This window comes from Duganella levis (assembly GCF_009857605.1).
GTDB classification, from domain to species: domain Bacteria; phylum Pseudomonadota; class Gammaproteobacteria; order Burkholderiales; family Burkholderiaceae_D; genus Rugamonas; species Rugamonas levis.
This window is the reverse complement of record NZ_WWCT01000010.1, coordinates 20,239-31,624: the sequence shown is the minus strand read 5'-3', so window position 1 is coordinate 31,624 and position 11,386 is coordinate 20,239. Positions and strand designations below refer to the sequence as shown.

8 protein-coding genes are annotated in these 11,386 nt (G+C 62.5%); all 8 read left to right on the top strand.

Going from position 1 to position 11,386, the window contains the following annotated elements; all coding sequences use genetic code 11:
* The first annotated feature begins 31 nt into the window (after nucleotides 1-31).
* The 8 genes from GTP69_RS13870 (at nucleotide 32) to GTP69_RS31845 (ending at nucleotide 11,377) form a co-directional block, all read left to right on the top strand.
* A complete protein-coding gene (locus GTP69_RS13870; RefSeq protein ID WP_161055434.1) occupies nucleotides 32-1,021 on the top strand; it encodes a cupin-like domain-containing protein in 990 nt (329 codons plus the stop codon).
* Between the two features lie 251 nt (nucleotides 1,022-1,272).
* Nucleotides 1,273-4,053, top strand: coding sequence for a TonB-dependent receptor plug domain-containing protein (locus tag GTP69_RS13865; protein ID WP_161055433.1), 2,781 nt, complete (start codon nucleotides 1,273-1,275; stop codon nucleotides 4,051-4,053).
* Nucleotides 4,054-4,347: 294 nt separating this feature from the next.
* Complete coding sequence (locus GTP69_RS13860; protein WP_161055432.1) at nucleotides 4,348-7,041, top strand: TonB-dependent receptor; 2,694 nt, start codon at nucleotides 4,348-4,350, stop codon at nucleotides 7,039-7,041.
* A gap of 90 nt (nucleotides 7,042-7,131) precedes the next feature.
* The gene (gene creB, locus GTP69_RS13855; protein WP_161055431.1) at nucleotides 7,132-7,818 is read left to right on the top strand and encodes a two-component system response regulator CreB; all 687 of its coding nucleotides are present in this window, start codon (nucleotides 7,132-7,134) and stop codon (nucleotides 7,816-7,818) included.
* Complete coding sequence (gene creC / locus GTP69_RS13850; protein WP_161055430.1) at nucleotides 7,815-9,239, top strand: two-component system sensor histidine kinase CreC; 1,425 nt, start codon at nucleotides 7,815-7,817, stop codon at nucleotides 9,237-9,239. Before creB ends, creC begins: the two co-directional genes overlap by 4 nt.
* A 73-nt stretch (nucleotides 9,240-9,312) precedes the next feature.
* The gene (gene creD / locus GTP69_RS13845; protein WP_161055429.1) at nucleotides 9,313-10,659 is read left to right on the top strand and encodes a cell envelope integrity protein CreD; all 1,347 of its coding nucleotides are present in this window, start codon (nucleotides 9,313-9,315) and stop codon (nucleotides 10,657-10,659) included.
* Nucleotides 10,660-10,729: 70 nt separating this feature from the next.
* A complete protein-coding gene (locus GTP69_RS13840) occupies nucleotides 10,730-11,092 on the top strand; it encodes an antitoxin PaaA2 family protein (protein ID WP_161055428.1) in 363 nt (120 codons plus the stop codon).
* Nucleotides 11,093-11,377: a type II toxin-antitoxin system RelE/ParE family toxin gene (locus tag GTP69_RS31845; protein WP_161055427.1), complete on the top strand. Its 285-nt coding sequence runs from the start codon at nucleotides 11,093-11,095 to the stop codon at nucleotides 11,375-11,377.
* The last annotated feature ends 9 nt before the right edge of the window (nucleotides 11,378-11,386 follow it).

Below are 11,386 nucleotides of genomic sequence, written 5' to 3'. Positions count from 1 at the left end.
CCTTTTTTCATGAGAGTCCAACCCGTCCAGCATGAAACCGATTGCCGAAATAGATTGCCAGCGCAGCCGCCAGCTGCGCGCCGACCCCAGCCAGCCGCTGCCGGACGAGATCCTGCATTCGCCGGCGCCGCTGGTGCTGCGCGGGCTGGTGGCCGACTGGCCGCTGGTGCACGCCGCACGCCGTTCGCCGCAGGCGGCCGACGCCTACCTGCGCCGCTTCTACCGCGACGCCACCGTGCTGGCCAGCCACGCGCCGCCGGAGACGGGCGGGCGGATCTTCTACAACGACGACCTGAGCGGCTTTAATTTCCAGTCGCAGATGGTGCGCTTCGACCAGGTGCTGGACGCCTTGCGCGCCCACCTCGACCATCCGGCGCCGCCCACCCTGTATGTCGGCTCGACCAGCATCGACACCTGCCTGCCCGGCCTGCGCGCTGAAAACGATGTCAACTTCGGCGCGCGCGATCCGCTGGCCAGTATCTGGATCGGCAACCGTACCCGCATTCCGGCCCACTACGACGTGCCGGACAACCTGGCCTGTGTGGCGGCCGGCCGCCGCCGCTTCACGCTGTTCCCGCCCGAGCAGCTGGCCAACCTGTACGTCGGCCCGCTGGACTTCACGCCGGCCGGGCAGTCGGTCAGCCTGGTCGACCTGCACCAGCCCGATCTGGCGCGCTACCCGCGCTTTGCCGCAGCGCTGGCGCAGGCCCAGTCGGCCGAGCTGGAGGCGGGCGACGCCCTGTTCATTCCCAGCATGTGGTGGCACCACGTGGAAGGACTGACGCCGTTTAACATTCTGCTCAATTACTGGTGGCGGCAGTCGCCGGACTGGATGGACACGCCATTTAACACATTGCTGCTGGGACTGATGACGCTGCGCGAGCTGCCGCCGGCCCAGCGTGCTGCCTGGCAACAGCAATTCGATCATTACGTGTTCGCGCGCGACGGCGGCGCCGCGCCGCTGGATGCCGACGGCGCACGCGCGCTGCGCGCGCAGTTACTACGGCTGCTGAGTCGCTAATCCCGCATTTAATTTGGGGCTATTGCTTTAGAGATACGGTATATCCGGCTGTTGGTGATACCAGAAAACAACAAAAACAAGGCAATTCATTAATAATTGCACCACCATTGCACATTTTTGCTTTGTGACACCGGCAATATTGTGCGAAATTGTTACACAACGTGAAGGTGACATCTGTCATAGAACAGCTGCGCCAAGAAGCGAATTAAAAGTATTTTTCATCACTTCAGGGAGTAGTCTTGAAACACACCATGAAAAAAAGCGCCATCGCTATGGCGCTGGGCGTAGCATTTTCGCAATATTCTATCGCGCAAGAAGCGCCAGCCGCTGACGACAGCAAGCTGCAACGCGTCACCATTACCGGTTCCAGCATCAAGCGTACCGAAGCCGAGGCCGCTGGCTCGGTGCAGGTCCTGACCCGCGAAGACATCGCGCGTACCGGCCAGACCACCGTTCTGGGCATCCTGAACTCGTCGTCCGCCATCAGCACCGACATCAGCTCGGCATCGAGCAGCTCGGGCAGCTTCGCGACCGGTTCCTCCGGCGTCGGCATGCGCGGTCTGGGCAAGGTTGCCACCCTGGTGCTGGTCAACGGCCAGCGCATCTCGGAATACGGCCTGGCGGATAACGCCCAGCAAAACTTCACCAACCTGGACGCGATCCCAGCGTCGGCCATCGAGCGCGTTGAGATCCTGAAAGACGGCGCATCGGCAATCTACGGTTCCGACGCCATCGCCGGCGTGATCAACATCATCCTGCTGAAGGATTTCGAAGGCGCCAAGCTGACCGGTAGCTACAAAGAATCGGAAAAGTTCAAGGACCAGCGTAACCGCAGCATTTCCGGCATCATCGGCTGGGGCGACGTTGACACCAACGGTTTCAACACCTACCTGACCTATGAAGGCTACAAGAGCGACGGCTACAGCACCGGCGACCTGCAGAGCAACTACCCGGACTGGCACCGCCTGACCCCGGGCCGCTCGACCTGGGATGCGCCAAGCGTTTACTCGCCAACCGGTAACCTGTACCTGAACGCCAACAACTACGTTGCCGCGCCAGGCTGCCCGGCCGATGCCATCGATCCAAAAGACAAGCTGTGCAAATACAACATCTTGCCAGTCACCGGCCTGACCACCAACGCCAAGCGTTACGCGCTGGCCAGCAACACCCACTTCCGCATTGGCAAGTCGATTGACGCCAACCTGGAAATCACCAACGCCGCCGCCAGCAACGATTACATCGTCGCCCCGTTCGCCGTGCAGCCGACCACCTCGTCGAGCACCTGGTACAACGCGATCGACGGCAAGATGGTCGGCCCGTTCTTCTATCCGAAGCTGCCAGTTGGCCACGCCAACAACCCGTACAGCACGCCGGTCGAATTCCGCGCCCGCTTTGCTGACACCGGCAACGGCTTCAACTTCAACCGCACCGAATCCGAACAGTCGCGCGTCATGCTGAGCCTGAACGGCGACCTGTCCGGTTGGGACTGGAAATCGGCAGTTGGCTACATGAGCTCGGAAGCGACCAAGGCCACCCGCGCCGCCAGCGCCGCCGGTTACACCAACGCCATCGTCAACGGTACCTACAAGTTCGGCGGCCAGAACAGCTACACGCTGCTGGACTCGATGTTCCCGGTCCGTACCACCAAAGGCAAATCGCGCACCTCGTTCGCCAATGCCACCGTCTCGGGCGAAGTGGCGCAACTGCCGGCCGGTCCGGTCAACGTCGCATTCGGTACCGACATCCGTCGCGAACACTATGAAATGTCGAGCTCGGACAACGTGCTGCGCGGTGACCTGATCGGTATCGCCGGTCTGCAAGTCAACGACAACATGGACCACTACGCACTGTTCACCGAAGCGACCATCCCGGTGATCAAGCGTGTTGAACTGAGCGCTGCTGTGCGTGCCGACAAATCGACCAACAGCGACGTGCACTATTCGCCGAAACTGGGTCTGCGCGTCAACGCCACCGACAGCCTGCTGCTGCGCGCCACCGTCTCGGGCGGCTTCCGCGCCCCGAACATCGTGGAAACCGGTAACGGCCTGGGCCGTAGCTCGTTCGCCACCAGCATCAGCGACCCACGTCGTTGCTCGACCGCCAGCGCGCTGAACAAGCTGGTCCAGAACGCTGCCGGCGCCACCAGCGCCGACAAGGCGCAAGGCAACGCCCTGCAAAATGCCGACTGCCTGGCTGGCATCCCGACCTTCGTGTCCGCCAACAAGGACCTGAAACCGGAAACCTCGCGTTCGATCACCGTCGGCGCAGTCTGGGAGCCGATCAAGAACTGGAACGTGGCACTGGACTACTTCCACATCGAGCGCAAGGACGAAATCGGCACCCGCGCGACCTCGGACATCCTGCGCGGCGAAGCCAGCCTGCCAGCTGGCCAGCTGGTCCGCGTAGACAACACCGCGTCGGACAATCTGTTCTACTCGCTGGTGAACAAGTACGTACCAGGCAACACGCTGAACTTCGGCGGCGTTGGCGCCATCGGCCTGCTGTACAACCCATACGTCAACAGTGGCAAGACCCGTGCTTCGGGCTTCGACTTCGACGCCTCGGGTCGTTTCAACACCGCCCTGGGTCAGGTTCGCCTGAAACTGGAAGGCAGCTACCTGTGGAAATACCAGCAGTTCAGCCAGACCGACAACGCGTATGACACCAACATGGCCGGCACGTACGACCTGGGTGCAGGCCGTCTGAACACCAAGCTGCGCGGTAGCCTGAAAAACGGCGCCTTCGACCACGGTATGACCATCAATTACGCCAGTGGTTACAGCAACAACAGCCTGTCGTCGCCGACCTACTGCGTCACCAACAACGTTGCAGCGGCTTATGTCGACACCTGCGGCCGCGTCGGCAGCAACACCACGGTCGACTACAACCTGACCTACTCGGCGATCAAGAACACCACGCTGGCGCTGTACATCGACAACGTGCTGTCGAAAGACGCACCAGTCCAATGGCGTGATGGCTACCAGCCACAGTTCCGTCGCATTGGCCTGACCGCCAGCTACAAGTTCTTCTAATGTAGTTGTGCTTGCCCGGCGCTGCCGGGTGATGCCTTCGCATGCCGCCCAGTGCAAACTGGGCGGCATTTTTTTTATGTGGAGAAAGAAACCATGTAGCCGCTTCCACTCTGTGAGAGCTGGTTTTTGTGTTGTAAAAGCCCCCATTTGTATATACCAGATACAAATCAAACAACGTTTCTTTTGTAAATTTTACAGGCGCCGTGCAGACTGAAATCACCCCGCTGCTGAGAACCAGTCGCAGGGCTTTGTCATGCGGCCGACCACGGCCGTGCAAATCGGGAGCCATTTAAAATGCATAAAGAAAAGCAGTCCGTTCGTTCCGTTCGCCTGGCATTGAGCCTGCTGGCGGGCGCGACATTATTCACTTCCAACACCCATGCGCAAACGGCCGGCGATGCCACGCCAGCCGATCCGCCCAAGGTGATCATCACCGGTTCCAACATCGCCCGCATCGCCGGCGAAGGCGCGACCCCGGTGGAGGTCATCAACCGCACCCAGATCGACAAGAGCGGCGCCTCGACCGTGGTCGAGCTGTTGAGCAAGCTGCCCTCGGTCAGCGTGGCGCTCGACGGCAACAGCTACAACTCGTTTGCCGGCGGCGCCAGCTCGGTGTCGCTGCGCGGCCTGGACGCCAAGTACACCCTGATCCTGTTGAACGGCCGCCGCCTGGCCAACTACGGCTTCGCCAACGGCGCCGAAAACAGCTTTGTCGACCTCAACAACATCCCGCTGGCGGCACTGGAGTCGGTCGAGATTCTGCGTGACGGCGCCTCGGCGATTTACGGCTCCGACGCGGTGGCCGGCGTGATCAACTTCAAGACCCGCAGCAACTACCAGGGCATGGAAGCCAGCGCCAACCTGGGCGGCAACGTCAAGGGCGACGGCAGCAGCGGCAACGCCAGCCTGACCAAGGGCTGGGGCGATCTCGACAAGGATGGCTACAACGTCCTGATGACGGTCGATCTGTTCCGCCGTAACTCTTTGCTGAGCAACAAGCATGATGGTTTCGCCGTGCCGGATTACCGCCGTTTCGGCGGCACCGACAACCGCGCCTCCACCCAGTTCCAGGGCTATGTGCGCGACTACGACAACGGCGAACCAGGCTACGCCATCCCTGGTTGCAAGGGCACGGTAGGAATTGCCGAAGGCACCGGCGACCAGGTCTGCTTTACCACCCCCACCACCCAGCTGACGCCGTCGATTTCGCGCGCCGGCATTTCGACCATCGTCACCAAGCGTCTCAACGGCGGCGACGAACTGTTCCTGGAACTGGGCCTGAACCACAACAAGTCGACCTATCAGCAAGGCTATCCACGCTTTGACAGCGCGCTGCTGGCGCCGACCGACGGCACCACCAATCCGGGCGTGCTGGGCCTGCCGGGACCGACCGACGACACCTACGGCTTCACGCCGGGCGACCGGCTGCAGATCTTCCACGCCATCACCGAGGCCGGCCACCAGGTCGAGACCATCACCAACAATACGCAGCGCGTGGTGGCGGGCTGGCGCGGCAAGGTCTATGGCTGGGATAGCGAGTTCGCGCTCAATCTCAACCGCAGCAAGCTGAGCGACGACACCAGCAACGCCGTGCTGAAGGACGTGTCTGACCAGCTGGTCACGCAAGGCCTGGCCGGCACCGGCGGCTATGACCCGTTCAACCCGGCCAATCCGATGAGCGTGGTGTCGCCGATGATGTACACCATGCACCACCACGCCACTTCCGAACTGGGCGTGGCCGAGTGGAAGATGAGCACGGCCGATCTGTTCAGCTGGCAGGGCCGCCCGGTCGGTTTCGCCTGGGGCGCGCAGGGCAGCCACGAATCGATCGACGACGTCGCCGATCCGCAAACCGCGCTGGGCAACATCGTCGACTACGGCGCCACCAGCAGCAAGGCCTCGCGCAATCTGTATTCGATCTACGGCGAGCTGGCGGTGCCGGTGCTGACCAACCTGGACGCCCAGGTCGCGCTGCGCGGCGACCATTACAGCGATTTCGGCACCACCTGGAATCCGAAGCTGGCGCTGGCCTGGCGTCCGAGCGACAAGGTGCTGCTGCGCGGTTCGGCCACCACCTCGTTCAAGGCGCCGACCTTGCCGGAAATCGGCTCGGTCACCACCGCCTATGCCACCGTCGCCGACTGGGCCCGTTGCGGTCCGCTCGGCTATGTCGGCGCACAATGTTCGTATAGCCCGAAAGACTACCTGAAGGGCAATCCGAACCTGAAGGCGGAAAAAGCCAGCAACTACTCGGCCGGCATCGTGCTGCAGCCGGTCAAGGAACTGGTGGCGTCGCTGGACTGGTATGGCATTCACCAGCGCGACACCATCCAGGCGCTGGATGCGCAGTACATCGTGGATAACGAGGACAGCATTCCCGGCTTTGCCGCGCTGATCGGCCGCGACCCTCGCAACGCTGCGCTGGAAGCCACCCATCCGGGCCTGAACAAGGGGCGCATCAACAGCGTCACCACGCCGTTCAGCAACGTCGGCAAGACCACCATCTCCGGCTTCGACCTGGATGTGCGTTACGACCTGGCGCTGGGCAACTACGGCAAGCTGCATTTCCGCGAAGTGAACAACCACACGCTGACCTACGACCAGAGCATCGCTCCGGGCCAGGAGCCGACCAGCCGTCTGGGCGGCGTCTATCACCCGCGCTGGAACAACTCGTTCCGCACCTCGTATGAGTACGGCGTCAGCGAGTTCGCCATGACCGCGCGCACCGCCGCCGGCACGCTGAACATCGACGATCCTACCCATGAGCAGGATTCGGCGGTGACCCAGGCACGCATCGGTTCGTACACGGTGTGGGACCTGAACTACACGCTGAAGGCGAATGAGAAGCTGACGCTGAACATCGGCGTCAACAACGTGTTCGACAAAGGCCTGGTGTACGCCAACAGCGCCTACGTCAACACCTATGTGCAGGGTTTGTCGGACGCCGTCGGCCGCTACGCGTACGTCAACGCGCGCTACACCTTCTGATCCAGCGTCGTCATGAAACCGCCCCAGCGCTCGCCGCTGGGGCGGTTTTTTTTTGCCCCGCCGGTATGATTCGCGTTACAGTTGTCTTCCATGAAAACCATATTGATTGTCGAAGACGAGCAGGCCATTGCCGACAGCATTGCCTACGCCTTGCGCACCGAGGGCTTTACGCCGCTGCATGTGACGCTGGGCGAGCAGGCGCTGGCCGCCATGCGCGCCGAGCCGGCGCCGTTGCTGGTGGTGCTGGATGTGGGCCTGCCGGATATGAGCGGGCTGGAAGTATGCCGGCAGCTGCGCCAGTTTTCCGATGCGCCGGTCATGTTCCTGACCGCGCGCAGCGATGAGATCGACCGCGTGGTCGGGCTGGAAATCGGCGCCGACGATTACGTCACCAAGCCGTTTTCGCCGCGTGAGCTGGTGGCGCGCATCCGCGTCATCCTGCGCCGCATGTCGCCGCCGGCGCCGCGCACAACCACCGCGTCTGCGCCAGCGACCGCGTTCGAGCTGCGCGCGCTGGAAGCCCGCATCCTGTTCCGTGCCCAGCCGCTGGAACTGACCCGCTACGAATACCTGTTGCTGAAGACGTTGCTGGAGCATCCGGCCCACGTGCTGTCGCGCGGGCAGCTGATGGACCGCGTCTGGACCGATGCGCCCGATACGCTGGAACGCACCGTCGATGCCCACATCAAATCGCTGCGCGCCAAGCTGCGTCAGGTCGACGCCAGCGCCGATCCGATCCAGACCCACCGTGGTATGGGTTACAGTCTGGTCCTATGAAAATCGGCCTGCGCATCCTGCTGGGCTATTTCCTGATCGTCGGCCTGGCCGCCTGGTTCCTGCTGAACGTGTTCGTGGCCGAAGTCAAACCCGGCGTCCGTTCGACGCTGGAAGACACGCTGGTCGATACCGCCGAACTGCTGGCCGGCGTGGTGGCAGGCGATTTGCGCAACGGTGTGCCGGCGCTGGCCAACGTCGAGAACTACGCGCGCCGCAATATCGAAGTCAAGATCGGCGGCGTCACCAAGCGCAAGCTGGACTTCCGTATCTACATCACCGACGTGCATGGCGTCGTCATCTACGATTCCGCCAACCTGGCGCTCGGCCAGGACTATTCGCGCTGGAACGACGTCTACCTGACGCTGCAAGGCAAGTACGGCGCCCGCAGCACCCGCAGCGTGGACGGCGACGACCGCAGCACCGTCATGTACGTGGCCGCGCCGGTGCGCGACGGCGACCGCATCATCGGCGTGCTGACGGTGGCCAAGCCGATCGCCAGCGTGCAGGCGTTTGTCGACCGCAGCCAGCGCAAGATCCTGCAACGCGGCACGCTGCTGCTGGTGCTGTCGCTGCTGATCGGCCTGGCGTTTGCGTGGTGGCTGGCGCGCGCGTTGCGCCAGCTGATGCGCTACGTGGCCGACGTCGAAGCTGGCCGCAAGGCGGTGCCGCCTGCGCTGGGCAATAACGAAATCGGCACGCTGGCGCAGGCGCTGCATGCGATGCGCACGCGGCTGGAAGGCAAGGAATACGCCGAGCAGTTGATGCACACCTTGGCGCACGAACTGAAAAGCCCGATCGCCGCCATCCAGGGCTCGGCCGAGTTGCTGTCGGAAGACATGCCGCGCGAGGAGTTCCGTCACTTCCTCGACAACATCCTGAGCCAGAACGCGCGCCAGAAGCAGCTGATCGACAAGCTGCTGGCGCTGGTCCGCGTGGAGCAGCAGCAGGGATTGGATGCGGCCGAACCGCTGGCGCTGGATGCGCTGCTGCGCCAGGTGGTGGCCGACGCCGCCAGCCAGTTGCAGGCGCGCGCAGTGCAAGTGCAACTGGACTTGCCACCCGCGCCGCTGCAGGTGCAAGGCGATGGATTGCTGCTGCGGCAGGCGCTCGGCAATCTGCTCGACAATGCTATCGGCTTCGCGCCGTCCGGCAGTACGATCCGGCTGGCGCTGGCCGGCGATGGAGCCGACGCCGTCATCAGCATCACCGATAGCGGCCCCGGCATTCCGCCATACGCGGCGGCGCGCTTGTTCGAGCGCTTCTACTCGCTTCCGCGTCCGGGCGGCGCCAAGAGCACCGGGCTGGGCCTGCCGTTCGTGCGCGAAGTGGCGGCGCTGCATGGCGGCTCGGTCAGCGTGACCAACGCGGAAGAGGGCGGCTGCCGCGCGGCGTTGCGCCTGCCATTGCCGCTGGCTTTGTAGACTTCACACAGAACGCATCAACAACGCATAGTGATTTTCTAGACTGGTTGCACTTTCAACCAGAGGAATCGTCATGCAAAAAGAGCTGTTTCAAAAATCCCTGATCATTGTCGCGCTGATGCTGCTGATCGGCCTGCCGTTGATGATGGTCCAGGGCACCATCAGGGAGCGCATGCTGTTTCATGAGGCGGCGGTGGAGAGCATCGCCGCCGACTCGGTGCGCGCGCAATATGTGATCGGGCCGGTGCTGGTGCTGCCGTACAGCGAAGAGATCAAGGACGGCGACAAGCTGCGCACGGTGGCGCATCGCAAGCTGGTGTTCCCCAATGAGCTGAAGATCGCCGGCAAGATCATCACCGAGCGGCGTTATCGCGGCATCCACCAGGTGCTGATGTATAGCGGCGGTCACAGCTTTGCCGGCGATTTCACGCTGCCGGCCAGCGCCGACCTGACGCGCGAAAGCGGCAACTCGCAGCTGGTCATGGGGCAGCCCTATATTTCGCTGTCGGTGTCGGACGTACGCGGCATCCGCGATATCCCGACCATGCTGGTGGCGGGGCAGAAATACAAGTTTGAACATGGCTCGCGGCTGCCGGGCTTTAGCAACGGCATGCATGTGCCGATCAACCTGGCGGACCTGAAGGCGGCCGGCGCCAGCGTGCCGTTCGGCTTCTCGCTGTACCTGGCGGGGACACAGCGTCAGCACTTTATCCCGGTCGGCACCAACAACCTGGTCAACCTGGAGTCGAACTGGGCGCATCCACAGTTCAGCGGCGACTTCCTGCCGGAAGCGCGCACCATCAGCGACAGTGGGTTCCGCGCCGGCTGGCGCATCTCGGCCATGGCCAGCAGCGCCCAGCAGCAGCTGACGGCGATCGCCACCGGCCCGGCGCCGGCCTCCAACAACGCCTATGAGCAGGTGGACAGCTTCAGCGTCGGCTTCATCGAGCCGGTCAATGTGTACGCCCAGGCCGACCGCGCCACCAAATACGGCTTGCTGTTCGTGGCGCTGACGTTTGCCGCCTTCTTTGTGTTCGAGGTGCTCAAGCGGCTGCCGATCCACCCGATCCAGTACTTATTAGTAGGCTTGGCGCTGATCATGTTCTTTCTGCTGCTGGTCAGCCTGTCTGAACACCTGGACTTTCTGGTGTCGTACCTGATTGCCAGCGCCGCCTGTATCGCCCTGATCACCTTCTACCTGAGCGCCGTGCTGCGCAGCCGGGCCCGCGCCGCCGGCTTCGGCGCTGGGCTGGTGGTGCTGTACTCGGCACTGTACGGCTTGCTGAATTCGGAGAACAACGCGCTGGTGCTGGGCGCACTGCTGCTGTTCGCCGCCCTCGGCGCCGTCATGGTCGCCACCCGCAAGGTCGACTGGTATGCAATTGGCAAGATAGAAATAACTGAAACAATGCCCGTGTGAGTTTGAGTCAGTTCAAACTAGAGGTTGCGGTACGTGTGCTAGATTCGTTCTGTTATCGGCAGGAGGAATCATGAAAATGCAGACGATAGCGGCGGCTGAGCTAGGCATGCTGGTCGATGCCGGCGGTGACTTCAGCGTCTCCGCCCAGGCGGAGGGGGCTGGCTGGCTGGTGTATATCCACGACCAGCAGGGTGATCGTGCCCTGCTGGATCTGGAAGGTAAGGCTGTGGCGATCTTTGATGCGCTGGAAGCCGTCGGCCAGCGCTTGCAAACCTTGGGTATTGAGCACTTCGAGGTCGAGCCACTGCAAAAGGACCACGGCTACGACAGATGGCTCGACGCCGAAATACAGGAAGCCCTTGACGAGCCTGGGCCATTAATTCCGCATGAAGAGGCCGTGCGCCTGATATTAAAAGCCATCAAGGTAAAGTAAATGTCGGCCCCGTGTTCCGTCTATTGGAGCCGGGCGGCCACCAGGGATATGGCGGCGATAGGCCGGCATATTGCCAAGGATAGTCCGGATAATGCGCGCAAACTCGTGCTTCGGATAGCCGACCGAGTCCAGTTGCTCGGCGCCAATCCATTCATGGGGCATGTTGGCGTCAAGGGGCGACGGACACTGGTAGTTCATCGCCACTATTTGGTCTTTTATCGCCTTCTGCCCGACGGAGTACATATCCTTCGCGTTAAGCATTCGGCAAGAATGCAGCCGCTTTAAATGGGTCGC